Here is a 25118-nt window from a genome sequence, read left to right on the forward strand (position 1 = left end):
GCGCTCCGCGGGCAGGCCGTACCGTAACGGGGTGACGACACACCTCGGGCCCTTCGCCCCCACCCGGCAGTGGATGCGGGCCCATCCGCTCGCCACCGACGCCGTGCTCGCGCTCGGGGCGCTCGTCTCCATGGTCGTCGGATCGTTCGCCGATCCCCGCGGACCGCACGGGCCCACCTTCGGCACCCGTACCCCCGACCCCTTCTCGCTCCTGCTGATGCTCCTGGGCGCCACCGCCCTCGTGTTCCGGCGCCGGCACACCCGTGCCGTGCTCGCCGTGACCTGCGCGCTGTCCCTGCTGGAACTGACCACCGGGGAGCCCCGGGCCCCCGTCGTGATGTGCGCGGTGATCGCCCTGTACACGCTGGCCGCCCGCACCGACCGGCCCACCACCTGGCGGATCGGGCTGCTCACGATGACGGGCCTGACCGGCGTCGCCATGCTGGCGGGACCACTGCCCTGGTACGCGCAGGAGAACCTCGGGATCTTCGCCTGGACCGGCATGGCCGCCGCCGCCGGCGACGCCGTGCGCAGTCGGCGCGCCTTCATCGACGCCATCCGGGAACGGGCCGAGCGCGCCGAGCGGACCCGTGACGAGGAGGCGAGGCGCCGGGTCGCCGAGGAGCGGCTGCGGATCGCCCGGGACCTGCACGACGTGGTGGCCCACCACATCGCCCTCGTCAACGTGCAGGCGGGGGTGGCCGCGCACGTGATGGACAAGCGCCCCGACCAGGCCAAGGAGGCGTTGGCCCACGTACGGGACGCCAGCCGTTCGGCGTTGAACGAGCTGCGTGCCACGGTCGGGCTGCTGCGCCAGTCCGGCGACCCGGAGGCGCCGACCGAGCCCGCGCCGGGGCTGGCCGTGCTGGACGAACTGACGGACACCTTCCGGCACGCCGGGCTGCCGGTGGAGGTCATCGTGCAGTTGGGGCGGGACGATTCCGCGCTGCCGGCCGCCGTGGACCTGGCCGTGTACCGGGTGATCCAGGAGGCGCTGACCAACGTGCGCAAGCACGCGGGCCCGGGAGCCAGTGCCGAGGTGAGCGTGGTCCGGGTCGGGGCCTCGGTGGAGGTGACCGTCCTCGACGACGGGGGCACCTCCGCCGACCCGGCCCCGGAACCGGCCGATCCGGGTGGCGGCCACGGGCTCCTCGGGATGCGCGAGCGGGCGGGCGCGCTGGGCGGGTCCTGCTTCGCGGGCCCCCGGTACGGCGGCGGGTACCGGGTCCACGCCATCCTGCCGGTCTCCTAGGTCCCGTCGTCGAAGTCTCGCTCCTTCCCGGTCCTTTCAGGGGGTGCCGGAGCGGGGGCACACCCTGCGCCAGGCGCCCAGGTCGTACTTCTTCTGGAGCGAGCTGAGCCCGGCCTCCTGCGAGCGGGCGCACCACTCGCCCACCCGACCCTCGTACTCGACGTGGAAGACGGCCTTGCCCGCGTCGGTGAACGGCGCGTACCGCTCGCACTCGTCGTGTTCCATGCACTGCTCGTTGACCGCGAAGTCGAAGTTCCCGACGAGTTGGGGGATCTGGTCCAGGTCGTTCTTCAGGCCGACCGACAGGCCCCGGTCGTGGGCGAGCCGGGCGATCAGCCGGTTGTACCTCACCTGGTCGTCGCCGGTCAGCGGGAAGCCGGTGGTGTTGGCGTAGCCGTCCATGTTGTCGGGCTCCACCGCGTCGAAGCCCTTGCCCCGGCACATGTCGATGCGCTTGGCCATCAGCGGTTCCAGCTCCTTCAGGCGCCGGATGTCCAGCCAGCGTTCGCCCTCCCAGCCGTTGCCCTTGCCGAGCGTCGACTTCGGGAAGTCGTCGGCGTCCGGGCGGAATTCCTCCCAGGCCCCCGTGGAGAGATAGCAGATCGTCTTGCGTCCGGCCTTCTTCAGGTCGGCGACCTGCTCCCTGGTCGTGGTGAACCCGTCGACGTCGTACACGGCCGCCTTCACCGAGGTGTCGAGCCTGCCCGAGAGCTGCCACTGCCAGCTGACCCCCGGCTCGGGCTGCCAGCGTTGCCCGGGCGCCGGGTCGGGCGAGACGTCGTCCGGCTCCGGCACGGTGGTGCACGCGGCGAGCAGGAGCAGTGGGACGAGGACCGGCAGGGACCACCGCGGCGGACGGCGGTTCACGCGGTGGCCTCCAGGGCGTACGGGAGGGTGCCCCACGGGTGCGCGCCGGTTCCGGGGACCGCGCAGTGCACGGCGGCCCCCCGCTCCCGGGCGAGTTCGGCGGTGGGCGCGCCCGGCGGGACGGCGTACACCAGGTGGCAGAACCGTCCCGCGGGGTGGTCGGCGGTCCAGGCGGGCACGGCCGCCGCGTCCCGGTAGGCGTCCCAGGGACCCTCGAAGGTGACCAGCAGGTCCGCGAGTTCGGCGTACCCGGGGTGCGGGTGCACGCCGTGGTTCAGGACGACCGTGCGGGCGCCCGCGGCCCGGGCGGCGACCCCGAGCCGACCGTAGTGCGCCAGCAGCTCGGGGTCGGCGGAGGCCTGGTCGAGGAAGGCCCCGTCGGTGTCGTACCAGTCGCGGTGGCGCAACAGGTCCTGGACGACGGCCGCGTGCGGGCGCCGCCCGTAGTCGGTGTCGGCGTAGCCCAGGACGGGCACCCCGGCGTCGCGCAGCCGTGCGGCGACGGCGGCGAACCGTTCGTCGGGGGCGTCGCCCGGCCCGCTGTCGGGGTTGAGCACCACCGAGTGCAGGCGGCCCGCGGAGCGGATCAGCAGCTCCCAGGCCTCGGGCCGGTCGGCGGGGTGCTCGTAGAGGGGCACCATCAGCATGTGGTCCTTCTTCATGTCCGTCGGGTACGGGGGCACGTGCGTCAGCGGTGGGCCGTGGCCCGACCCAGGAACAGGCAGACCATGGCGGCCAGGGCGGCGGCGGCCGTGCCCGCCACGACCAGTTGGACCAGCCGCGGCTGCCCGGCCCCGAACAGCAGGGCCAGGCTCTGGGCGACGGCGGCCGAGGCGCAGACCATCGCGGCGGGGCGGACCGCCCCGAACGACTGGAGCAGCAGCCCGGTCCACATCACGGCGCCGAGCAGCAGCAGGGTCGCGACGCGCAGCCCGGTCGGCCCGGGGGCTCCGGGCCACAGCAGGGTGCCGACGACGCCCAGGGCGAGCAGCACCACCAGGTAGGCGGCGAGGCACCGGGTCAGCGTGACGAGCATCCGGTGTCGGAACGCCCGGGGCGAGCGGGCGGCCCGCAGCCCGGCGAGGCTGCCGCTGCGGAACCGGTGGAGCAGCCATTCGGCGGGGCCCATGCTGAGGGTGAGGGCCACCGCGGAGGGCGCGGCGACGGCCTCGGCGGGGCCCCCGGCCAGCACCTCGCCGAGGGCGGCGTACAGCACGAGCAGGCCGGTGCCGAGGCCGAACACCCCGTACGGCACGGAGTCCCCGAGCCGGGGTCCGCGCGGCCGGTACTCCTCCTCGGCACCGCGCAGCATCCGCCAGCGCACCGGCCCTTCCCCCGGGCCGCGCCGGTACCGGCCCCGGACGCGGCGCACGGTGCTCCGCACGCCCTCGGCCAGCGGGAGTTCCCGGACGGCGAGGGCGCAGGCGGCCAGCAACGACACCAGGAGCAGGGTGACGCGCACGGGCACGGGCAGGTCCACGAAGAGGGACAGCACCGCGCCCGCGGCCATCGGCGCGAGCGCGACGATCAGCATCCGCTCCCGGCCGAGGACCAGCAGGACGGTGGCGGCGCCCACGTACAGGGCCTGTCCGGCGGCGAACGCGTACGAGAACGGCGGACCGCCGGGCACCGCCAGCGCTGCGGCGGTGCCCAGCAGCGCCCCGGCGGGGGCCCCGGCGAGCAGGGTCCGCCCGGCGGCGGCCCGGTCGCCGAGGCCGAGCCAGGAGTAGGCCCGGTGGGACAGGGCCTGGTCCCAGACCCACCCGATCAGTGCCCCGGCGAGCAGGGTCAGCGTCCCGGCGGGCAGCCCCAGCCGGTCCTGGGGGCCCTCCAGCAGGGGTGCGCCGAGCAGGTAGGCCAGGCCGGGCAGGGCGAAGATCACCCCGCGGAGCAGGCAGGCGGTGAGCGAGACCTTCCAGGGGTCGGCTGCTCCCTCGGGCTCCGGGAACGACCGGGGCACCCGGGTGTACAGCTCCTCGGCGAGTGCGAAGGAGTCGTGGCGGCCGTAGGTGAGCCGGATGTACTCGTCGGTCATCCCGTCGGATTCGAGGATGGCCGCTATCTCGTCGGGGTGGACGGCCGCGGCGATGAACACGTCGAGCCGCTCGGCGAGTTCTTCCATCGGGTCGGCGGCCGGGGGAACGGTTCGCCGGGGTCGCGGGACGGCGGGCAGCGTGTTGCCGCCCGGGACCTTCAGCCAGAGGGAACCGCTCACCACAGGCTCCCGTCGGCGGCGAGCTCCTTGTACCAGGGGTCCGCGAGCCGCTGGGTCCAGTCGTCGCCCGGGTGGACGGGCAGCAGGGGCTGGCCGGCGAGTTCCCGGTAGATGTGCCGGAAGCCGTCGACGGACTGGTGGAGGGTGAACTTCTCGACCACCCGCCTGCGCGACATCCGGCCGAGTTCGGCGCGCCGTTCGTCGTCGCGGAGCAGGGCGAGGGTGGCGCGGGCCATGGTCTCGGGCTCGCGGGGCGGGACGACGAGACCGGTGTCCCCGACGGCCTCGCGCACGCCTCCCACGTCGGTGGAGACCGTGGTGCGGCCGCAGGACATGGCCTCGATGATGCTGAAGGGGAAGCCCTCGCTGATGGAGGAGAGCATCACGACGCTGCCGGCGGCGTAGGCCTTCGCGACCTGGTCGATGCGGCCCTCGTAGGTGATGCCGTCGCCGACGCCGAGTTCGGCGGCGAGCTTCTCCAGGCGGAGCTTGTAGTCCTCGCAGCCGGCCGGGACCGGCCCGAAGAGGCGCAGCCGCAGGGCCGGCAGCTCCTCGCGCATGAAGGCGTAGGCGCGCACGAGGGTTTCGAGGTCTTTGATCGGGTCGATGCGCCCGCACCAGCTGAGGGTGGGCACCTCGGGTTCGGGGCCGGCCTCGGGGAAGGCGTGCGGGTCGACGCCGTTGTAGACGGTGCGGATCCGGTCGGAGGCGGCGCCGCCGCGCTCCTCCCAACGACGGTTGTACTGGTTGCAGGGGGTGATCAGGTCGGCCTGCCGGTAGCCCTCGGTGTTGAGCTCGCGGTAGAAGCCGAGCATCAACGCCTTGACGGGCCAGCGCTGTTCGGCGCTGCGGTAGCCAAGGTAGCGCTCGCGCAGGTAGATGCCGTGCTCGGTGAGGAGGAAGGGCACCTGGTCGAGGTATTTGGCGGCGAGGGCCGGAAGGGTGGCGAGGCCGCTGCTGACGGCGTGGGCGACGCTGTCGGGCGGGATCCGCACGGAGAGCGGGCGCAGCGCGTGTTCCAGCAGGTCGGTGGCGGTCAGCGCGTCGTGGATGGTGGGCGCGGCCTCGGCGGTGACGAGGCCGGGGCGGGTCCAGACGGTCATCAGCAGGCGCAGCACGGACTCGGAGCGCAGGGCCGGCGCGAGCTTGCCGGCGCGGGCCAGCAGGGCCAGTTCGCGCAGGGATCGCGAGAATCCGCCGTGCCGCGGGTCGAGCATGGAGAGCAGGAACGTCTCGTACGTCTCGGTGAAACCTCGCAGGGCCCTTCCGCGCAGTGTCGACCGCAGTCGCCGGGCCGACGGAGGACCCCAGAGCGGTACGGCGGTGTGCCGGTAGACGTTGCGCGGCAGTTCCCAGGTGACCGGCTCGCGTCCGGAGCCGGTCAGGGCTATGACGTTGAAGTCGACCTCCGGCATGCCGCGGACCAGTTGGTCGCACCAGGTGCTGACGCCCCCGTGGACGTGTGGATAGGTGCCTTCGGTGAGCATGGTGACATGACGCCCATGGCTCATGCGGTGTGTCCCCCCAGGACGGAAAAGGGGCCGGCGCCCGTGGTTCGCGGAGCGCCGGCGCTGGGTGATGCGGGTGCGCGTGCGGTGGAACGTCCGGCCCGACGGGGGCCGGGGGGAGGTCAGAGCAGCTTCAGCGTGACCGCGGACTGGAGCATCTCGGGAGCCGTCCACGCCGAGCGGGTGCCGGCGTACGCGGTGCCGAAGTCGGCGGTGCCGAGCAGCAGCTGCTTCTTGGTCCCGTTCGGCGCGGTGATCGGGGCGACCACTCCGGAGGGCGCCTTGACGGTGACGTCCTTGCCGATGCGGTAGGCGGTGACCTGGTTGTTCGCGATGGCCTTGTCCCACGCGGCGCGACGGGTCAGCTCGACGCCGGTGTCCTTCATGGTCTGGTTCACGATGGGCGCGCTGGGCGCGTACAGGGTGCGGTAGGTGTCGAGGACCTGGTTGAGCACCGGGTAGAGCGTGCGGTCCTCGGCCAGGTTGGACTGGTGGACGTAGTGCGGCCGGGGGTCGTTGGCCAGCACGTGGCGCAGGGCGGTCCGGGCCTCCTGCGGGACGATGTAGTTCGTGTAGCCGGTGTTGACGTCGAGCGGGGCCGGCAGACAGGTGGAGGTCGCCGGGTTGTCCTCGCAGGCGCCGCTGCCGCCGTCGGCACGACTGCTGTAGATCCAGTTGTACTCGTCTGCCATCTCCGCGTTGGTGCCCGTGTTGTAGTACACGTTCATCGGGTGGCGCGGGACGGTCAGGGCGGCGCCGACCGCGCGCTGCGCCGGCTCGCGGGAGTTGTCGCTGCCCGCCCACTTGACCCCGTTGTCGGCGAGCGCGCCCGCCAGGTTGGGGTTGTCCACGGGCTGCTGCGGGGCCGTCTTGAGGCCGGAGTGCTCGCCGGTGACGAGCTCGGTGCGGTCGGTGGTGATGCCCTTGCCGGCCGCCCAGTTGTTGTTGTCGCGGATCTGCGCCGAGATCTCGGCGCGGCTCATGTACTGGATCGCGCCCTGGGCGTTCTTCTTGCAGGTCCAGGGGGAGGTGGTGGTGTCCTGCACACAGCCGAGGAACGGGTGCGTGTACGTGTGGTTCATCCAGCGGTACTTGGCCCGGTCCGCCACCAGCTGGGCGGTCATGGCGTCGACGCCGCCGTGCTCGGTCTTCCACTCCTCGCCCGCGCCCGCGTTGAAGAGCATGTCGAGCTTGAAGTTCTTGGAGGTCTGCCACTGCGCCGCGTACTGGGCGTCGGCGGCGGTCATCCGGATGGTGCTCTCCTGGCCCTCGCCGCCCGCGCAGGCGTAGTCGCCGGGCGTGCAGTTGAGCTCCTTGCTCCAGCGGGCGTCCGGAGCGAAGACGTCGTCGACGTGGACCGCGAAGTAGTTGCGCTCCTGGCCGAGGTGGACGCCCTGGGTGAGCCATTCGACGATGCCCCGGGCCAGCAGCCGGAACTGCTGCTGGTACTGGTTGTAGCCGAAGGTGACGACCAGTTCACTGCGCCCGTCGTGGGCGTACTCGCCGACGAGCGAGGCGCGCCCGGAGCCGACGGGTGCGTCGAGGTAGCTGGTGTAGCCGGTGCGCGGCTTGCCCATGAACCCGTAGCTCTCGGGTACCAGGGGCGAGTTGTCCTCGAAGGTGACCTGACCGCCGAGGTAGCCGAAGGGGCCCGTCTTGCCGGCGGCGGTGACGGCGGCCTGGGTGCCGTCGAGCGTGCCGCTGTAGCCGCCGTTGTCGGTGTACTCCAGTCCGACGCCCGGGTGCGACCAGGTGTAGGCGTCGACCTGGCGGATCCCGTACGTCGTCTCGTAGGCGGCGAGCGCCGTCATCTCGGCCGAACCCGCGCCGAAGGGGTTCTCGTTGGGCAGCACCACTCCTTGGAACTTGGCGCGCGGACGGCCGTCGACCGTGTCGCTCAGGTAGGCGGCGTTGAGCACCGGGCGGCTGCTGCTGCCCAGGTCGACGCGGGTGTACGGAACCCCGGTGTCGCGGAGTTCGGCGGTGATCGCCTCGACCGAGCTGCCGCCGTCGTCGACGACCAGCACCCTGAGGTCGATGCGCGGTGTCACGGCGGCCGCCTCGGCGGACGCCGCGGGTACTGCCACGGACATCAGGGTCGCGGCGGCCATCGCCGCGGCGACCCTGTTCATCCGGTTCTTGTTGACCATTTCGGCCTTCCCCCCGCAGGCCTCCCGACGACTTGGGCCGCATGGCGTTCGGCCGCGCCGGGGAGGCTCTGTGGAAATCATGCAAAGGGACCCCGCGTCCCCTTGCGAGAGCGGCATCACTCTCTCGGACCTCGTCAGGTCTCAAGGGCAAACCTGGAACAGAGACCACAGATGGGTGAACCTGTCGGCGTCCTGATCGAACAACTTGCCAAACCTTCGAGTGACGTACGGACGAGTGCGTCGGCGTAGGCTCGTTTCCGGCGGCCGTAGTGCCGGAATACGATCGCTGCGGAGCGGCCGGCGACCCTGACGCGACCGCAGCGCCCACATACACAAACGGAAGCGAGACTTCACCACCGTGACTGCTCTGACTCTCAGCACTGCCGGCGCCGCGACGTTGCGCGCCGACGCCCTCGTGGTCGGCGTGTCGAAGGGCGCCAAGGGCCCCGTGGTCGCCGCAGGCGCCGAGGCCGTGGACAAGGCGTTCGGCGGAAAGCTCGCCACCGTGCTTGACGCGCTCGGCGCCTCGGGCGCGGAAGGCGAGATCACCAAGCTGCCCGCACCCGCAGGCCTCAAGGTCCCGGTCGTGCTGGCGGTCGGTCTGGGCTCCGTACCGGAGCAGGACGAGTCCTACGACGAGGAGGCGCTGCGCCGCGCCGCCGGGTCCGCCGCCCGCGCCCTGCACGGCGTGAAGAAGGCCGCCTTCGCGCTTCCCCTCGACGACGCCTCCGCCGTCACCGCGGTCGCCGAGGGCGCGCTGCTCGGCGCGTACGCCTTCACCGTCTACCAGGGCGGCGAGAAGAAGGCCGCCAAGGGCGAGGGCCCCAAGCAGCCCCTCGCCGAGATCGCCCTGCTCGGCGCCAAGCCGCGCGACAAGGACCACAAGGCCGCGGCCGAGCGCGCCATCGTCGTCGCGACCGAGGTCAACATCGCTCGCGACCTGATCAACACCCCGCCGAACGACCTCACCCCCGAGGCCTTCGCCGCGATCGCGTCCGCGGCCGCGAAGGAGAACGGCATCAAGGTCCAGGTGCTGGACGAGAAGGCCCTCGTCAAGGGTGGCTACGGCGGCATCATGGGCGTCGGCAAGGGCTCCGAGAACCCGCCGCGCCTGGTGAAGCTCAGCTACACCCACTCCAAGGCGGCGAAGACCCTCGCCTTCGTCGGCAAGGGCATCACCTACGACTCGGGCGGCATCTCCCTGAAGCCGGCCGGCCACAACGAGACGATGAAGTGCGACATGGCCGGCGCCGCCGCCGTGTTCGCCGCCGTCGTCGCGGCCGCCAAGCTGGGCCTCCAGGTCAACGTCACCGGCTGGCTCGCGCTCGCCGAGAACATGCCGTCCGGCTCCGCCACCAAGCCCGGCGACGTGCTGCGCATGTACAGCGGCAAGACCGTCGAGGTCCTCAACACCGACGCAGAGGGCCGCCTCGTCCTCGGCGACGCGCTGACCAGGGCCTCCGAGGAGAACCCGGACGCGATCGTCGACGTCGCCACCCTGACCGGCGCCATGGTGCTGGCCCTGGGTGACCGGACCTTCGGCGTGATGGCCAACGACGACGCCTTCCGCACCTCGATCCACGAGATCGCCGAGGAGGTCGGCGAGGCCTCCTGGCCGATGCCGCTCCCCGCGGACCTGCGCAAGACCATGGACTCCCCCACCGCCGACATCGCCAACATGGGTGTCCGCATGGGCGGCGGCCTGGTGGCCGGCCTCTTCCTCCAGGAGTTCGTCGGCGAGGGCATCACCTGGGCCCACCTCGACATCGCGGGCCCCGCCTTCCACGAGGGCGCCCCTTACGGCTACACCCCCAAGGGCGGCACCGGCTCCGCCGTGCGCACCCTGGTGCGGCTGGCCGAGCGCACCGCCACGGGCGACCTGGGCTGACACGACCGGCGATCCGTCTCGCCGGGTGGGACGTGAACGTGCCCCGGGACCCCGACGGGGTCCCGGGGCACGTTCGCTCTCGACGAAACCTCGAAGATCAGTAGGTTTCTACGCAGTGGTAACCCCCGGTTCGGGCAGAACGACGGTCCAGAGCCGGGGCCCGGCGTCCCGCGTGCCCCCGACAAATGCGAAGATGGGTTCTCGGCAGGACAGGGCCCCCACCACAGGGCCGAAGAAACAAGCGGCCGATTACCAGCCGCCGCCCCGGTCACAGAGGACCGGTGCCCGGCGCACATGCATGGAGGACGTGACGTGGCGAACGACGCCAGCACCGTTTTCGACCTAGTGATCCTCGGCGGTGGCAGTGGCGGTTACGCCGCGGCGCTGCGCGCATCCCAGCTGGGTCTCGACGTTGCGCTGATCGAGAAGAACAAGCTCGGCGGCACCTGCCTGCACAACGGCTGCATCCCCACGAAGGCACTGCTGCACGCCGGTGAGATCGCGGACCAGGCGCGCGAAGCCGCCCAGTTCGGTGTCAAGGCCTCTTTCGAGGGCATCGACATCGCGGGTGTGCACAAGTACAAGGACGACGTCATCTCGGGCCTGTACAAGGGTCTCCAGGGTCTCGTCGCCTCGCGCAAGGTGACCTACATCGAGGGTGAGGGCCGCCTCTCCTCGCCGACCTCCGTCGACGTCGACGGCCGCACCATCCAGGGCCGCCACGTCCTGCTGGCGACCGGCTCCGTGCCGAAGTCGCTGCCGGGCCTGGACATCGACGGAAACCGCATCATCTCCTCGGACCACGCGCTCGTCCTGGACCGCGTGCCCGAGTCCGCGATCATCCTGGGCGGCGGCGTCATCGGCGTCGAGTTCGCCTCGGCGTGGAAGTCCTTCGGCACCGACGTCACCGTCATCGAGGGCCTCAAGCACCTCGTGCCGGTCGAGGACGAGAACAGCTCCAAGCTTCTTGAGCGCGCGTTCCGCAAGCGCGGCATCAAGTTCAACCTCGGCACCTTCTTCGAGAAGGCCGAGTACACCGAGAACGGTGTCCGCGTCACCCTCGCCGACGGCAAGACCTTCGAGGCGGAGGTGCTGCTGGTCGCGATCGGCCGCGGCCCGGTCTCGCAGGGCCTGGGTTACGAGGAGCAGGGCGTCGCGATGGACCGCGGCTACGTCCTGGTCGACGAGTACATGCAGACCAACGTGCCGAGCATCTCGGCCGTCGGTGACCTCGTCCCGACCCTGCAGCTCGCGCACGTCGGCTTCGCCGAGGGCATCCTCGTCGCCGAGCGTCTGGCCGGCCTCAAGGCCGTCCCGATCGACTACGACGGTGTGCCGCGCGTCACGTACTGCCACCCCGAGGTCGCCTCCGTCGGCATCACCGAGGCCAAGGCCAAGGAGATCTACGGGGCCGACAAGGTCGTGGCCCTGAAGTACAACCTGGCGGGCAACGGCAAGAGCAAGATCCTCAAGACCGCGGGCGAGATCAAGCTCGTCCAGGTCAAGGATGGTGCCGTGGTCGGCGTCCACATGGTCGGTGACCGGATGGGCGAGCAGGTCGGCGAAGCCCAGTTGATCTACAACTGGGAAGCTCTGCCGGCCGAGGTCGCGCAGCTCATCCACGCACACCCGACCCAGAACGAAGCGCTCGGCGAGGCCCACCTGGCCCTGGCCGGCAAGCCGCTTCACTCCCACGACTAATCGTCACGGGCGCGACGACCACTTCCGCACTTTCGTTAGGAGCAACTGAAACCATGTCGGTTTCCGTAACCCTTCCGGCGCTCGGTGAGAGCGTCACCGAGGGCACTGTCACCCGTTGGCTGAAGGCCGAGGGCGAGCGCGTCGAGGCCGACGAGCCGTTGCTCGAGGTATCGACCGACAAGGTCGACACCGAGATCCCGTCGCCCGTCTCCGGCATCCTGGCCTCCATCAAGGTCGCCGAGGACGAGACCGTCGAGGTCGGCGCCGAGCTGGCCGTCATCGACGACGGTTCGGGCGCCCCGGCGCCGGCCGAGGCCGAGACGGTCGCCGCCGAGGCCCCTGCCGAGGCTCCGGCCGCCGAGGCCGCTCCGGCTGCCGAGGCACCCGCGGCTCCCGCCGCCGAGGCCCCTGCCGCCGCCGCGCCTGCCGCGTCCGGCACGGACGTCACCCTCCCCGCCCTGGGCGAGAGCGTCACCGAGGGCACCGTCACCCGTTGGCTGAAGCAGGTCGGCGAGTCGGTCGAGGCCGACGAGCCGCTGCTGGAGGTCTCGACCGACAAGGTCGACACCGAGATCCCCGCCCCGGTCGCCGGCACCCTGCTGGAGATCCTCGTCGGCGAGGACGAGACCGCCGAGGTCGGCGCGCGTCTGGCCGTCATCGGTGTCGCCGGTGCGGCTCCCGCGGCCGCTCCGGCAGAGGCCGCCCCGGCTCCGGCCGAGGCCGCTCCCGCCGCCGCTCCGGCTCCGGTGGAGGCTGCCGCCCCGGCCGCCGCCCCGGCTCCGGTCCAGGCCGCCCCCGCGGCTGCCGCTCCGGCTCCCGTGGCGGCTCCGGCCGCCGCGCCGGCGCAGGCCGCTCCGGCCGCTCAGGCTCCGGCTCCCGTGGCCCCGGCCGCTCCCGCCGCCCCGGCCTCGGCCGGTGACGAGGGCGCGTACGTGACCCCGCTGGTGCGCAAGCTCGCCTCCGAGTCCGGCGTCGACCTGTCCTCGGTCTCGGGCTCCGGTGTCGGTGGCCGTATCCGCAAGCAGGACGTCCTGGCCGCCGCCGAGGCCGCCAAGGCCGCTGCCGCCGCTCCGGCGCCGGCTGCCGCCGCTGCCGCTCCGGCCGCCAAGGCTCCGGCCGCGGTGTCCGAGCTGCGTGGCCAGACCGTCAAGATGACCCGCATGCGCAAGGTCATCGGCGACAACATGATGAAGGCGCTGCACTCGCAGGCGCAGCTCAGCTCCGTGGTCGAGGTGGACATCACCAAGATCATGAAGCTGCGCGAGAAGGCCAAGGGCGCGTTCCTGGCCCGTGAGGGCGTCAAGCTCTCGCCGATGCCGTTCTTCGTCAAGGCCGCGGCCCAGGCGCTGAAGGCCCACGCGGTCGTCAACGCCCGGATCAACGAGGACGAGGGCACGATCACCTACTTCGACTCGGAGAACATCGGCATCGCCGTGGACTCCGAGAAGGGCCTGATGACCCCGGTCATCAAGGGTGCCGGTGACCTCAACCTGGCGGGCATCTCCAAGGCGACCGCCGACCTGGCCTCCAAGGTCCGCGGCAACAAGATCACGCCGGACGAGCTGTCGGGCGCGACCTTCACCATCAGCAACACCGGCTCGCGCGGCGCCCTGTTCGACACGGTCATCGTGCCGCCGAACCAGGTCGCCATCCTGGGCATCGGTGCCACGGTCAAGCGCCCGGTGGTCATCGAGACCGCCGAGGGCACGAACATCGGCATCCGCGACATGACGTACCTGACCCTGTCCTACGACCACCGCCTGGTGGACGGCGCGGACGCGGCCCGGTACCTCTCGGCCGTCAAGGCCATCCTGGAAGCCGGCGAGTTCGAGGTCGAGCTCGGCCTGTAGGGCTCGCGCCCCGCGGCAGCCATCCGATACGGCGCCCCCTCCCGGAACACCCTCCGGGAGGGGGCGCCGTCGTCGTGCCCGGGCTCGGGGGACGCGATGTCCGGCCGACGGCGAGCCGGCCGGGGCGGTCTTGTAACCAGCCTCACCCGGGGTCCCCGCCCCGGAACACCTCGCTCGGGGCTACTCCGCCGTATTGTCTACGCATCAGAGCCCTGCGTGCCCCTCAGGAGATGAAGCGCCGATGATCACCCCACCCGTCGTGCACTCGCTGCGCGAGCAGATCCGCGAGCACATCGTGGAGGGGATCGTCAGCGGCCGTTGGAAGCCCGGTGAGCGGATCGTGGAGCGCCGGATCGCCGTCGAGCTGGAGGTCAGCCAGACGCCCGTACGGGAGGCGTTGCGCGAGCTGGAGACGCTGCGGCTGATCGAGTCCGCGCCGAACAAGGGCGTCCGCGTACGGAACCTCTCCGCGGCCGACCTGGAGGAGATCTACCCGGTCCGGGCCGGTCTGGAGCAGATCGCCGCCGAGCTGGCCGCGCCCCGGCTGGCGGCCGACTGCGCGGCGCTGGAGCCGCACGTGGCGGCCCTGTGGGAGGCGGACCGCACCGAGGACGGCACGGCGCAGGTGCGGCACACGGTGGGCTTCCACCGCGAGATGGTGCGGGCGGCCGGGAACAGCGTGCTGCTGCACACCTGGGAGAGCCTGGGCATCGAGGTGTTCACGGCCCTGTCCATTCGCTGGCTCGGTACCGTCCAGAAGTCGTACGCCGAGGAGCACGAGGCGCTGGTGGCGGCGTTCCGTGGTCAGGATCCGGACATCGGCCTGCTCGTGAAGCGGCACGTCCTGGGCTGCGCGCCGCGCGCCTGAGGAACGTTTCCGGCCGGCCGGCACGTCCCTCCGAAACCCCTTCCGACCTGGGGTTTCGAGCGGCTCTCCAGGGAGCCGCCGGCGCGTCGGCCTGTACTGGTTCCACGACGCGAGACCACCGGCACCGGGTGCCTTGAGCCATGGCACCCGGTGCCGACTTTCGCCTCGTGGACATTTAATTGTCACTTTTATTTGATCGATCATCGATCAGCGCTTTACAGTCAACGCGGACCCCACCCGGGTCCATCGACCCTGTCCTGCCCGTCAGGGATTTTCTTCACCACCTCTCCTTTGTCCGGAAGGCGGCGCACACCGATGTCCGACCCCGTAGGAAAGCTTCCGAGCGAGCTCGACCAGCTCCCGGACCGCGACACCGAGGAGACCGCCGAATGGGCGGCCTCCCTCGACGCCGTCGCCAAGGCCGCCGGTACGCGCCGCGCCGAGTACCTGCTCCGTCGTACCCTCCAGCACGCCGAGGCCGCCGGCCTCGCGCTGCCGAAGCTCCTTGAGACGGACTACGTCAACACCATCCCCACCGCCGCGGAGCCGGAGTTCCCCGGCGACGAGGCGATGGAAGCCAGGATCACCGCGTGGAACCGCTGGAACGCGGCCGCCATGGTGACCCGCGGCTCCAAGTACGGCGTCGGCGGCCACATCGCCACCTTCGCGTCGGCGGCCTGGCTCTACGAGACCGGCTTCCAGCACTTCTTCCGCGGGAAGGAGGCCGACGGATCGGGCGACCAGCTCTACATCCAGGGCCACGCCTCCCCCGGCATCTACGCGCGCGCCTTCCTCGACGGCCGCGTCTCCGAGCAGCAGCTCGACAACTTCCGCCAGGAGTCCGGCGGCAACGGCCTGCCGTCCTACCCGCACCCGCGGCGCCTGCCGTGGCTGTGGGAGTTCCCCACGGTGTCCATGGGCCTCGGCCCGCTGTCCGCGATCTACCAGGCGCGGTTCAACCGCTACCTGCACAACCGCAGCATCAAGGACACCGCGAACTCGCACGTCTGGGCCTTCCTGGGCGACGGCGAGATGGACGAGCCCGAGTCGACCGCCGCCCTGGCCCTCGCCTCCCGCGAGCAGCTCGACAACCTGACCTTCGTCATCAACTGCAACCTGCAGCGTCTCGACGGTCCGGTCCGCGCCAACTTCCGCGTGGTCCAGGAACTGGAGGCCCAGTTCCGCGGCGCCGGCTGGAACGTCATCAAGTCCCTGTGGGGCTCCGCCTGGGACGAGCTGTTCCGGCTCGACACCACCGGCGCCCTCGTACGCCGGCTGCGCGAGGTACCGGACGCGCAGTTCCAGACGTACGCGACCCGCGACGCGGCCTACATCCGCGAGCACTTCTTCGGCGCCAACGCCGAACTCGTGCAGCTCGCGGCCGTACTGTCCGACGCGAAGATCGCCGAGTGCTTCCAGACCTCCCGCGGCGGCCACGAGCCCCGCAAGGTGTACGCCGCGTACAAGGCCGCCCTGGAGCACAAGGGCGCGCCGACGGTCATCCTCGCGCAGACCGTCAAGGGCTACACGCTGGGTGCCGGGTTCGAGTCGAAGAACGCGAACCACCAGATGAAGAAGCTCACGATCGACGAGTTCAAGAGCATGCGCGACAAGCTCGACCTCCCGATCCCGGACAGCGCCTTCGTCGACGGCCAGGTCCCCTACGGCCACCCGGGCCCCGACAGCCCCGAGGTGCGGTACCTCAACGAGCGCCGCACGGCCCTCGGCGGCCCGGCCCCGGCCCGCAAGGTCAAGCCCGTGGCCCTGCCGGCCCCGGCCGACCGTTCCTTCGCCCCGCTCCTCAAGGGCTCCGGCAAGCAGGAGATGGCCACCACCATGGCCTTCGTCCGGCTCGTCAAGGACCTGATGCGGGACAAGGAGACCGGCAAGCGCTGGGTGCCGATCGTCCCCGACGAGGCCCGCACCTTCGGCATGGAGTCCCTCTTCCCGTCGGCCGGCATCTACTCGCCGCTGGGCCAGACGTACGAGCCGGTCGACCGCGACCAGCTCATGTACTACAAGGAAGCCAAGGACGGCCAGATCCTCAACGAGGGGATCACCGAGGCCGGCGCCATGGCCGACTTCATCGCCGCCTGCACGTCGTACGCGACGCACGGCGAGCCGATGATCCCGTTCTACATCTTCTACTCGATGTTCGGCTGGCAGCGCACCGCCGACCAGATGTGGCAGCTCGCCGACCAGCTCGGCAAGGGCTTCATCGTCGGCGCCACCGCCGGTCGCACCACGCTGACCGGTGAGGGCCTCCAGCACGCGGACGGCCACTCGCACCTGATCGCGTCCACGAACCCGGCGTCGCTCAACTACGACCCGGCCTTCGCGTTCGAGATCGCGGTGATCGTCAAGGACGGTCTGCGCCGCATGTACGGCGAGAAGCCGGAAGACGTCTTCTACTACCTGACGGTCTACAACGAGCCGAAGGTCCAGCCCGCCATCCCGGAGGGCGTCGAGGAAGGCATCCTCAAGGGCCTGTACCGCTTCAACACCGCGGCCGACCTCGCCGAGGCGGCCCCCGCCGCCGACGCCCCGAAGGTCCAGCTCATGGCCTCCGGCACGGCGATCCACTGGGCCCTGGACGCCCAGAAGCTGCTCGCCGCCGACTGGAACGTGGCCGCCGACGTCTGGTCCGCCACCTCCTGGGGCGAGCTGCGCCGCGACGCGCTGGAGTGCGACGAGGCGCTGCTGCGCGGCGAGGTGCGCACCCCGTACGTCACCCGCGCGCTGGAGGGCGTCACGAGCCCGGTGCTGGCCGTGTCCGACTGGATGCGTCAGGTCCCGGACCAGATCAGCCAGTGGGTGGAGCAGGACTACACCTCGCTCGGCACGGACGGCTTCGGTCTCTCCGACACCCGCGAGGGCGCCCGCAGGCACTTCGGTGTCGACGCCCAGTCCATCGTGGTGGCCGCGCTGGCCCAGCTCGCCCGCCGCGGCGAGGTGCCGGCGTCCGCCATCAAGGAGGCCCGCGAGCGCTACGGCCTGTAGGACCCGGGCGCCCCGTCGCGCCGAGTCCGATGCGCCACCCGCGGCCGAAGGCCGGTGTCCGCCCCGCCATTGGGGGGCGGACACCGGCCTTTGGCCGTATGAGCGGTGGCGGCACGGGGGTGGACCCGTGATGCTGGAGCGGTGATGGACGAGACGGAGTTCTGGGAGATCGTCGACCGTACCCGCGAGGCCGCCGAGGGCGACCCCGAGGAGCATGCCGAGCTGCTCGTGGAGCGGCTGGCGCAGCTCGACCCGGACTCCGTGCTGGACTTCGCCCGGCACTTCGAGTCGCGGTACAACCGGGCGTACACCTGGGACCTCTGGGGCGCGGCCTGGGTGCTGCTCGACGGGGCGAGCGACGACGCGTTCGACTACTTCCGGTGCTGGCTGATCGGCCAGGGGCGGGAGGTCTTCGAGGGCGGGGTGCACGATCCCGACCACCTGGCGGAGCTGCTGGGCGACTTCGACGAGGAGATCGACGGCGACGGCGAGGAGTTGGGGTACGCGGCGGACGAGGCGTACGAGCAGCTGACCGGGGCGGTGGCGCCGGACCTCGGGGTCTCGCTCCAGGCGGCCGAGCCGGAGGGCGCTCCCCTCGACTTCGAGAACGAATCCGTCCTCGCGGAACGCTTCCCCCGGCTCTGGGACCGGTTCAGGGGCTGACGCCGGTCGGTGGCGCGTGCGGCACCGGATCCGGTCGGTGGCGCGCGCGGCTCAGCAGTGCGTGCCGCCGTCGATGCGGATCTCCGTGCCGGTGATGAACGCGCCGTCCTCGGACCCGAGCATCGCGACGACGCCGGCCACCGTCTGCGGGCCCGCGAAGCCCTGGCCGAGGGCCGGGGCGAGTTTGGTGAACAGGCTCCAGTCGGTGTCCTCGGGCAGGCCCGGGCCGTTGCCGGTGGTCATGCCGCTCTCGATGGAGCCGGGGGCCACGGCGACGAACCGCAGGCCCTGCTTGCTGTACTCGGCGGCCAGGGCGTGGGTCATGGACTGGATGCCGCCCTTGCTGGCCGCGTAGGCGGACATGTAGGGGTGGGCGAACGAGGCCGAGGTGGAGCTGAAGTTGACGACGACCGGTTGGTCGCCCGCCAGCAGCGCCGGGATCGACTCGCGGATCACCAGGAAGGTGCCGGTGAGGTTGACCGCGATGACCTTGTTCCAGAAGTCGAGCGTGGTCTGGTGGGTGTGCGAGGAGCGCAGGATGCCGGCGGCGTTCACCAGCACGTCGAGCCCGCCGAGGCTCGCGACGGCGCCGGCGATCCCGTCCCGTACGGCGGCCTCGTCGGATATGTCGAGGACGGCGGTGGTGAGACGGTCCCCGCGGCCGTCGGCGCCGGCCTGGTCCGCCGTGTTCTCGAGTCCGGCTTCGTCGACGTCCACGGCGTGTACGCGGCCGCCTTCGGCGAGGATGCGGTGGACGGTGGCCCGGCCGATGCCGGAGCCGCCGCCGGTGATGAGGACGCGACGTCCTTCGTAACGATTCATGGGTGCGAGCGTACGACCTGATGACACGTTTTGCCAGTACGTCAATGCATGCAATCGTCGACCCTGCAGGACGGTAGGCTTCAGACGTGAGATCCCCTCGTCCGTACTCTCCCCAGGCCGGCCCCGGAGCCCAGTCGCTGACCGAGCGCCGCAAGGCCGCGACCCAGCTCGACATCGCCCGCGCCGCCTGCGAACTCTTCGCCGAGCACGGTCCCGACGGCACCACCGCCGAGGACATCGCCCACCGCGCCGGCGTGGCCCTGCGCACGTTCTACCGCTACTTCCGCAACAAGCAGGAGGCCGTGGCCCCCCTGCTCGCCGGTGGTGGTGACGCCTGGCGCGCGCTGCTCGCCGAGGAGGATCCCGGCACCCCCCTGGCCGAGGCGCTGGAACGCGCCGTCACCCGCTCCCTCGGCGACTCCCAGGCCGTCGAGGAAGGCCTGAAGGTGACGCGCGGGCTGCTGCGGGCGGCCACCGGCGACGAGGCCCTGCGGGCGGTCTGGTACCGCGTGAACCAGGACTCCGAGGAACGTCTGGTGCCGGTGATCGCCCGGCTCGCCGGACCGGACGCCGACGCCCTCGGCGTCCGCCTCCTGGCGGCGGCCGCCACGGACGCGATCCGCATCGCCCTGGAACTCTGGTCGGCCACCGACGCCCCGGTCGCGGGCCCCGGCTCCCCGGCCGAACTCGCGGTCCGCTGCCTGCGCGACCTCACGGGCGCGATGCCGCTGCTGCACCGCCCGACCTGAGGGCCCGCACCCCCGGGAACCACGAAGCGCCCCGACGCCACGAAGCACCCCGAAACGACGAAGTGCCGCCCTCCGCTCCGTGAGGAGCGGGGGACGGCACGGCCACGGGCGCGGGCGCCTGCGGCAAGGTCGCGGAGCGCCCGGCCGGCGGCCCGTCGTACGGGTTCCGCCGGTGGGCGCTCGGGGCGACTAGATGTCGAAGTACATCTCGAACTCGTGCGGGTGCGGGCGCAGCGCGATCGGGGCGATCTCGTTGGTGCGCTTGTAGTCGATCCAGGTCTCGATCAGGTCCGGGGTGAAGACGCCGCCGGCGAGGAGGTACTCGTGGTCCGCTTCCAGGGCCTTGAGGACGTCCTCCAGGCTGGTCGGGACCTGCGGGACGCTCGCGTGCTCGTCGGGGGAGAGCTCGTAGAGGTCCTTGTCGATCGGCTCCATCGGCTCGATCTTGTTCTTGACACCGTCGAGGCCCGCGAGCAGCAGCGCCGCGAAGGCGAGGTACGGGTTGGACGACGGGTCCGGGGCACGGAACTCGACGCGCTTGGCCTTCGGGTTCGAGCCGGTGATCGGGATGCGCATCGCGGCGGAGCGGTTGCGCTGCGAGTACACCATGTTGACCGGCGCCTCGAAGCCCGGCACCAGGCGGTGGTAGGAGTTCACCGTCGGGTTGGTGAAGGCCAGCAGCGACGGGGCGTGCTTGAGGATGCCGCCGATGTAGTAGCGGGCGGTGTCCGAGAGGCCCGCGTAGCCGGCCTCGTCGTAGAACAGCGGGTCGCCGTTCGCCCACAGCGACTGGTGGACGTGCATGCCCGAGCCGTTGTCACCGAAGATCGGCTTCGGCATGAAGGTCGCGGTCTTGCCGTTGCGCCAGGCGACGTTCTTCACGATGTACTTGAAGAGCATCAGGTCGTCGGCCGCGGCGAGCAGCGTGTTGAACTTGTAGTTGATCTCGGCCTGGCCGCCGGTGCCGACCTCGTGGTGCTGGCGCTCGACCTGGAGGCCCTGGGCGTCCAGTTCCAGCGAGATCTCGGCGCGCAGGTCGGCGAAGTGGTCGACCGGGGCGACGGGGAAGTAACCGCCCTTGTAGCGGACCTTGTAGCCGCGGTTGTTCTCCTCCGAGCCGGTGTTCCAGGCGCCGGCCTCGGAGTCGATGTGGTAGAAGCTCTCGTTCGCGGTCGTCGCGAAGCGCACGCTGTCGAACACGTAGAACTCGGCCTCGGGGCCGAAGTACGCGGTGTCGGCGATGCCGGTGGAGGCGAGGTACGCCTCGGCCTTCTTCGCGATGTTGCGCGGGTCGCGACTGTAGGCCTCGCCCGTGATCGGGTCGTGGATGAAGAAGTTGATGTTGAGCGTCTTGTCCTTGCGGAACGGGTCCAGGCGCGCGGTGGTGATGTCGGCGCGCAGCGCCATGTCGGACTCGTGGATCGCCTGGAAGCCGCGGATGGAGGATCCGTCGAAGGCGAGCTCCTCCGCCGGGTCGAACGCCCGCGCCGGGATGGTGAAGTGCTGCATCACACCAGGCAGGTCACAGAAGCGGACGTCGACGAACTTGACGTCGTTCTCCTCGATGTACTGCTTCACTTCGTCGGCGTTCTGGAACATCCAACTCCTCCTACTCCCGACCCCGGGGCAGGGGCGGGCTTTATAGCTCGTGGTGCGTCAGTGCGGTGCCGCACGCTGACCCGACCATAAGCAGACGGGATTTCTCAGGCATGACCCATTTGTTTCGCACAAGTTAACCAGGGTCCCGTCCGGGGCGCTGGAGAGCGCACCGGTACCGTGGTCGGGTGGACAACAGGCAAGCAATCGGATCCTGGCTTTCCGGCCCCCGCGCGGCCGCCGAGGAGATGGGCGTCGACTTCGGCCATCCGGGCGAGCGTCTGGGCCTTCCCCGTTCGGGGCCCGGCTCGGTGGCCCGTTTCGGGCGTCGCCTCGGCGCCGTCGTCATCGACTGGGTCGGTTGTCAGCTGATCGCCTACGCCCTGGTCACGGGCGGTGACCTGGACGCTTCCAGCCCTTGGACGCTGGCGCTCTTCCTGAGCCTCACGTTCCTGACGGTGGGCACGGTGGGCTTCACCCCCGGCAAGCGGATCCTGGGGCTCCGGGTCATCGCGCTGGACGGCTCGCGCCTGGGCCTCGGCCGGGTGGCGCTGCGCACCCTGCTGCTGGCCCTCTTCGTCCCGGCCCTGATCTCGGACCGGGACGGCCGCGGCCTGCACGACCGGCTCTCCGGCGCCGTCCAGGTCCGCATCTGAGGAACGGCGCGACGCACGACGCACGACACGGGGGTGCCCCCGGAGCCGGCGGCTCCGGGGGCACCCCCGTGTCGTATACGAAAAGCAGGTCAGCGCATTGTCAGCGCATCTTGCCGCCGCGCGGCATGCGCGTGCCCTTCGGCATGGGGCCCTTGGGGACCGGCATGTTGCTCATGAGGTCGCCCATGGCCCGGAGCTTGTCGTTCACCTGCGTGATCTGCGGGCCGGCCAGCACGCGCGGCAGCTTGAGCAGCGTCGTGCGGACCTTCTTGAGCGGGACCTCGCCCTCGCCGGTGCCCACGATGAAATCGTGCACCGGGACGTCGGGCATGATCCGGGCCAGCTTCTTCTTCTCGGCCGCGAGCAGGACCTTGACCCGGTTCGGGTTGCCCTCCGCGATCAGGACGACGCCCGCCTTGCCGACGGCCCGGTGGACGATGTCCTGGTTCCGGTTCATCGCGACGGCCGGGGTGGTGGTCCAGCCCCGTCCCACGTTGTCCAGTACGGCCGCGGCCGCGCCCGGCTGTCCCTCCATCTGCCCGAAGGCAGCCCGCTCGGCCCGTCGCCCGAAGACGATCGCCATCGCGAGGAACGCCACCAGGAAACCCAGGATGCCCAGGTAGACCGGGTGGCCGATCAGGAAGCCGATCGCAAGAAAGACACCGAAGGTGACGATTCCCACGCCCGCGACGATCAGACCGACCTTCGGGTCGGCCTTGCGCGTCATCTTGTACGTCAGGGCGATCTGCTTCAGTCGCCCGGGGTTCGCAGCAGTCTCTGCGTTTGACTTCCTCGCCATAAGGCGAGTTTACGTGGCCTGCGGACGGCGGGTCGCCGCGGCCTCGAGTACGTGCTCGGTTTCGACCCGATCCTTGGCCCTGCGCCGGTCCTCCAGGACCGCGCTCCAGGCGTTGCGGCGGGCGCCGCTCATGAGCAGCGACTCGATGCCCCGGAAGGCGTCTGTGAACGACGGGATGGCGATGGCGCGTACGGGCGCGGCCTGCATGATGTCGATCCCTCTCACGGTGCTCACGACGGCTGGGAGTGAAGCGGTGGTACGTGGAGCGAAGCGGTGGTGCCTGCTGCGCGGTGTGCGGTGCGTGCAGCAATCGTCACTGACTGGTGTTACCAGGACGTGACCGGTCGGTCAAATGCGATGAACATGTCGGGCGCGAAAACACTGACGCGGCCCACCCGACTCATCCTGGAATGAGCCTAGGGGCCGCGTCGGCGCGGTGTTACTCTTCAGTAAGGTTTTGTGCGGGACTTCACACGGCCATGTCAGACGGTGGCGCGCTTCTCCATCGCCTGCTGGTAGAGGCGCCCGGCGCGGTACGAGGAGCGCACCAGCGGGCCGGACATCACACCGGAGAAGCCGATCTCCTCGGCCTCCTTCGCCAGCTCGACGAACTCGGCCGGCTTGACCCACCGCTCGACGGGGTGGTGCCGCGGCGAGGGCCGCAGGTACTGGGTGATGGTGATGAGCTCGCAGCCGGCCTCGTGCAGGTCCTTGAGGGCCTGCGTGACCTCCTCGCGCTCCTCGCCCATGCCGAGGATCAGGTTCGACTTGGTGATCAGGCCGTAGGCGCGCGCCTTGGTGATCACGTCGAGGGAGCGCTCGTAGCGGAAGCCGGGGCGGATCCGCTTGAAGATCCGGGGGACCGTCTCGACGTTGTGCGCGAAGACCTCGGGGCGGGAGGCGAAGACCTCCTCCAGGAGCTCCGGCACCGCGTTGAAGTCGGGGGCCAGCAGCTCGACCTTGGTGTGGCCGGTCTCACGGCCCGCCGTCTGCTGGTGGATCTGGCGCACGGTCTCCGCGTACAGCCAGGCGCCGCCGTCGGGCAGGTCGTCGCGGGCCACGCCGGTGATGGTCGCGTAGTTCAGGTCCATGGTGACCACGGACTCGCCGACACGACGCGGCTCGTCCCGGTCAAGGGCCTCGGGCTTGCCCGTGTCGATCTGGCAGAAGTCACAGCGCCGGGTGCACTGGTCACCGCCGATGAGGAAGGTGGCCTCGCGGTCTTCCCAGCATTCGTAGATGTTCGGACAGCCGGCTTCCTGGCACACCGTGTGCAGTCCTTCGCCCTTCACCAGGGCCTGCATCTTGGTGTACTCGGGGCCCATCTTCGCCCGGGTCTTGATCCACTCGGGCTTGCGCTCGATGGGGGTCTGGGCGTTGCGGACTTCGAGGCGCAGCATCTTGCGTCCGTCGGGTGCGACTGCGGACACGACCGGCTCCCTGTGACTTCGATTCTTCGGCGCCCACCAGGGTACGCCCGTAATTTCATACGTTCTTACGTCCGCCAACCTGGGGGCGGTCGGACGCATTCCCCGCGCCGTCAGCCGGCGGCGTGCTCGATCTCCCTCGGCCGGAGCTCCGCCTGCTCCAGGACGTCCTTGAGGTGCCGCTCGATGACGGGCACGACCTGGGCGATGGTGATCTCCCGGCCCAGTTCGTACGAGAGCGAGGTCACACCGGCGTCCCGGATGCCGCAGGGGACGATCCGGTCGAACCAGGTGTTGTCCGGATTCACGTTGATCGCGAACCCGTGCATGGTGACGCCCTTGGCGACCCGGATGCCGATGGCGGCGAGCTTGCGGTCCTCGCGGCGCTGTCCCGCGTTGGACGGGGCGTACTCGGGGCCGTTCAGCCGGGCGTCGAACTCGTCGTCGTGCATCCGGGGATCGAGGTCGAGCGAGAGTCCGCCGATGCTCGGCCGGTCCTCGACGGGGTCGCCGAGCACCCAGACGCCGCTGCGGCCCTCGATCCGGGTGGTCTCCAGACCGAACTCGGCGGCGGTCCTGATCAGCGCGTCCTCCAGCCGGCGGACGTGGGCGACCACGTCCACGGGGCGCGGCAGCTTCATGATCGGGTAGCCGACGAGCTGGCCCGGGCCGTGCCAGGTGATCTTTCCGCCCCGGTCCACGTCCACGACCGGCGTGCCGTCCAGCGGCCGCTCGTTGTCGGCGGTGCGCCGGCCGGCCGTGTAGACGGGCCGGTGCTCCAGCAGCAGGCAGGTGTCCTCGATCTCGTCCGCGAAGCGGGCGGCGTGCACCCGGCGCTGCTCGTCCCAGGCCTCGGTGTACTCGACGAATTCCGGCCCGAAGCCCAGATGGACAAACCGAAGCTCAGTCACCGCAGCGCCTCCTCGTTGAACCTGCTGTGTGCACGCATCGCACCAGCCAAGGGTACGGCCGGCCGAAAGCGGCCCCTCAGGGCCCCGACGATCGCCCCGGTCATCGCCCATACGGGCGGAGCGTGCCGATCCGTAAAGGACCCCACAGGTTCTGCACACGATCGGATGAATGTGGGACAGAGGGGGCGGTGCGGGC

General features: G+C 70.9%; 20 protein-coding genes. 9 read left to right on the forward strand and 11 right to left on the reverse strand.

Going from position 1 to position 25118, the window contains the following annotated elements; all coding sequences use genetic code 11:
* Window positions 1-73 precede the first annotated feature (73 nt).
* A complete protein-coding gene (locus tag ACQEVM_RS27220) occupies window positions 74-1252 on the forward strand; it encodes a sensor histidine kinase (protein ID WP_433085400.1) in 1179 nt (392 codons plus the stop codon).
* A gap of 36 nt (window positions 1253-1288) precedes the next feature.
* Here ACQEVM_RS27220 and ACQEVM_RS27225 read toward each other — a convergent pair whose 3' ends face one another.
* The 5 genes from ACQEVM_RS27225 to ACQEVM_RS27245 all read right to left on the reverse strand — a co-directional run bounded on the left by ACQEVM_RS27225 (window position 1289) and on the right by ACQEVM_RS27245 (window position 7992).
* Complete coding sequence (locus ACQEVM_RS27225) at window positions 1289-2119, reverse strand: endo alpha-1,4 polygalactosaminidase (RefSeq protein WP_433083283.1); 831 nt, start codon at window positions 2117-2119, stop codon at window positions 1289-1291.
* Window positions 2116-2781: a spherulation-specific family 4 protein gene (locus ACQEVM_RS27230; RefSeq protein WP_433083285.1), complete on the reverse strand. Its 666-nt coding sequence runs from the start codon at window positions 2779-2781 to the stop codon at window positions 2116-2118. Before ACQEVM_RS27230 ends, ACQEVM_RS27225 begins: the two co-directional genes overlap by 4 nt.
* Before the next feature lie 26 nt (window positions 2782-2807).
* On the reverse strand, window positions 2808-4334 hold the full coding sequence (locus ACQEVM_RS27235; RefSeq protein ID WP_433083287.1) for a hypothetical protein: 1527 nt from the start codon (window positions 4332-4334) through the stop codon (window positions 2808-2810).
* Complete coding sequence (pelF, locus tag ACQEVM_RS27240) at window positions 4331-5845, reverse strand: GT4 family glycosyltransferase PelF (protein ID WP_433083289.1); 1515 nt, start codon at window positions 5843-5845, stop codon at window positions 4331-4333. Before pelF ends, ACQEVM_RS27235 begins: the two co-directional genes overlap by 4 nt.
* A gap of 119 nt (window positions 5846-5964) precedes the next feature.
* Window positions 5965-7992: a hypothetical protein gene (locus tag ACQEVM_RS27245; protein ID WP_433083291.1), complete on the reverse strand. Its 2028-nt coding sequence runs from the start codon at window positions 7990-7992 to the stop codon at window positions 5965-5967.
* A gap of 358 nt (window positions 7993-8350) precedes the next feature.
* Here ACQEVM_RS27245 and ACQEVM_RS27250 point away from each other — a divergent pair, with 358 nt between their 5' ends.
* The 6 genes from ACQEVM_RS27250 (at window position 8351) to ACQEVM_RS27275 (ending at window position 17962) form a co-directional block, all read left to right on the forward strand.
* On the forward strand, window positions 8351-9880 hold the full coding sequence (locus ACQEVM_RS27250) for a leucyl aminopeptidase (protein WP_433083293.1): 1530 nt from the start codon (window positions 8351-8353) through the stop codon (window positions 9878-9880).
* A gap of 312 nt (window positions 9881-10192) precedes the next feature.
* The gene (lpdA, locus tag ACQEVM_RS27255) at window positions 10193-11581 is read left to right on the forward strand and encodes a dihydrolipoyl dehydrogenase (protein ID WP_053676093.1); all 1389 of its coding nucleotides are present in this window, start codon (window positions 10193-10195) and stop codon (window positions 11579-11581) included.
* Window positions 11582-11634: 53 nt separating this feature from the next.
* Entirely contained in the window at window positions 11635-13431 is a 1797-nt protein-coding gene (sucB, locus tag ACQEVM_RS27260) for a 2-oxoglutarate dehydrogenase, E2 component, dihydrolipoamide succinyltransferase (protein ID WP_433083295.1), read from the forward strand.
* A gap of 244 nt (window positions 13432-13675) precedes the next feature.
* Complete coding sequence (locus ACQEVM_RS27265; protein WP_433085402.1) at window positions 13676-14299, forward strand: GntR family transcriptional regulator; 624 nt, start codon at window positions 13676-13678, stop codon at window positions 14297-14299.
* 315 nt (window positions 14300-14614) lie between these two features.
* Window positions 14615-17299: a pyruvate dehydrogenase (acetyl-transferring), homodimeric type gene (aceE, locus tag ACQEVM_RS27270; RefSeq protein ID WP_433083297.1), complete on the forward strand. Its 2685-nt coding sequence runs from the start codon at window positions 14615-14617 to the stop codon at window positions 17297-17299.
* A gap of 144 nt (window positions 17300-17443) precedes the next feature.
* Window positions 17444-17962: a DUF4240 domain-containing protein gene (locus ACQEVM_RS27275; RefSeq protein WP_433083299.1), complete on the forward strand. Its 519-nt coding sequence runs from the start codon at window positions 17444-17446 to the stop codon at window positions 17960-17962.
* Between the two features lie 51 nt (window positions 17963-18013).
* On the opposite strand, the gene ACQEVM_RS27280 is transcribed toward ACQEVM_RS27275, so the two are convergent.
* Window positions 18014-18784: an SDR family NAD(P)-dependent oxidoreductase gene (locus tag ACQEVM_RS27280; RefSeq protein WP_433083301.1), complete on the reverse strand. Its 771-nt coding sequence runs from the start codon at window positions 18782-18784 to the stop codon at window positions 18014-18016.
* Between the two features lie 86 nt (window positions 18785-18870).
* Here ACQEVM_RS27280 and ACQEVM_RS27285 point away from each other — a divergent pair, with 86 nt between their 5' ends.
* Entirely contained in the window at window positions 18871-19533 is a 663-nt protein-coding gene (locus tag ACQEVM_RS27285; RefSeq protein ID WP_267798610.1) for a TetR family transcriptional regulator, read from the forward strand.
* 189 nt (window positions 19534-19722) lie between these two features.
* On the opposite strand, the gene glnA is transcribed toward ACQEVM_RS27285, so the two are convergent.
* The gene (gene glnA, locus ACQEVM_RS27290; RefSeq protein WP_351750148.1) at window positions 19723-21132 is read right to left on the reverse strand and encodes a type I glutamate--ammonia ligase; all 1410 of its coding nucleotides are present in this window, start codon (window positions 21130-21132) and stop codon (window positions 19723-19725) included.
* A gap of 185 nt (window positions 21133-21317) precedes the next feature.
* On the opposite strand from glnA, the gene ACQEVM_RS27295 reads away from it, so the two are divergent.
* On the forward strand, window positions 21318-21785 hold the full coding sequence (locus ACQEVM_RS27295; protein WP_433083304.1) for an RDD family protein: 468 nt from the start codon (window positions 21318-21320) through the stop codon (window positions 21783-21785).
* Between the two features lie 100 nt (window positions 21786-21885).
* On the opposite strand, the gene ACQEVM_RS27300 is transcribed toward ACQEVM_RS27295, so the two are convergent.
* The 4 genes from ACQEVM_RS27300 to lipB form a co-directional block, all read right to left on the reverse strand.
* Entirely contained in the window at window positions 21886-22584 is a 699-nt protein-coding gene (locus ACQEVM_RS27300; protein WP_053676101.1) for a DUF4191 domain-containing protein, read from the reverse strand.
* 9 nt (window positions 22585-22593) lie between these two features.
* A complete protein-coding gene (locus ACQEVM_RS27305) occupies window positions 22594-22791 on the reverse strand; it encodes an SCO2195 family GlnR-regulated protein (protein WP_053676102.1) in 198 nt (65 codons plus the stop codon).
* 275 nt (window positions 22792-23066) lie between these two features.
* Complete coding sequence (gene lipA / locus ACQEVM_RS27310; RefSeq protein ID WP_053676103.1) at window positions 23067-24014, reverse strand: lipoyl synthase; 948 nt, start codon at window positions 24012-24014, stop codon at window positions 23067-23069.
* Window positions 24015-24124: 110 nt separating this feature from the next.
* Window positions 24125-24922, reverse strand: a complete 798-nt coding sequence (gene lipB, locus ACQEVM_RS27315; protein ID WP_433083307.1) for a lipoyl(octanoyl) transferase LipB — start codon at window positions 24920-24922, stop codon at window positions 24125-24127.
* Between the last annotated feature and the right edge of the window lie 196 nt (window positions 24923-25118).

Origin of the sequence: Streptomyces sp. CA-243310 (genome assembly GCF_050936775.1) — a bacterium.
Lineage (GTDB): Bacteria > Actinomycetota > Actinomycetes > Streptomycetales > Streptomycetaceae > Streptomyces.

Bases quoted from the DNA above. Each gene is read 5' to 3' on its own strand.
- ACQEVM_RS27220 (WP_433085400.1), top strand. From the start codon at position 74: ATGCGGGCCCATCCGCTCGCCACCGACGCCGTGCTCGCGCTCGGGGCG.
- ACQEVM_RS27230 (WP_433083285.1), bottom strand. From the start codon at position 2,781: ATGAAGAAGGACCACATGCTGATGGTGCCCCTCTACGAGCACCCCGCC.
- pelF (WP_433083289.1), bottom strand. From the start codon at position 5,845: ATGAGCCATGGGCGTCATGTCACCATGCTCACCGAAGGCACCTATCCA.
- ACQEVM_RS27245 (WP_433083291.1), bottom strand. From the start codon at position 7,992: ATGGTCAACAAGAACCGGATGAACAGGGTCGCCGCGGCGATGGCCGCC.
- sucB (WP_433083295.1), top strand. From the start codon at position 11,635: ATGTCGGTTTCCGTAACCCTTCCGGCGCTCGGTGAGAGCGTCACCGAG.
- aceE (WP_433083297.1), top strand. From the start codon at position 14,615: ATGTCCGACCCCGTAGGAAAGCTTCCGAGCGAGCTCGACCAGCTCCCG.
- ACQEVM_RS27275 (WP_433083299.1), top strand. From the start codon at position 17,444: ATGGACGAGACGGAGTTCTGGGAGATCGTCGACCGTACCCGCGAGGCC.
- ACQEVM_RS27280 (WP_433083301.1), bottom strand. From the start codon at position 18,784: ATGAATCGTTACGAAGGACGTCGCGTCCTCATCACCGGCGGCGGCTCC.
- glnA (WP_351750148.1), bottom strand. From the start codon at position 21,132: ATGTTCCAGAACGCCGACGAAGTGAAGCAGTACATCGAGGAGAACGAC.
- ACQEVM_RS27300 (WP_053676101.1), bottom strand. From the start codon at position 22,584: ATGGCGAGGAAGTCAAACGCAGAGACTGCTGCGAACCCCGGGCGACTG.
- ACQEVM_RS27305 (WP_053676102.1), bottom strand. From the start codon at position 22,791: ATGCAGGCCGCGCCCGTACGCGCCATCGCCATCCCGTCGTTCACAGAC.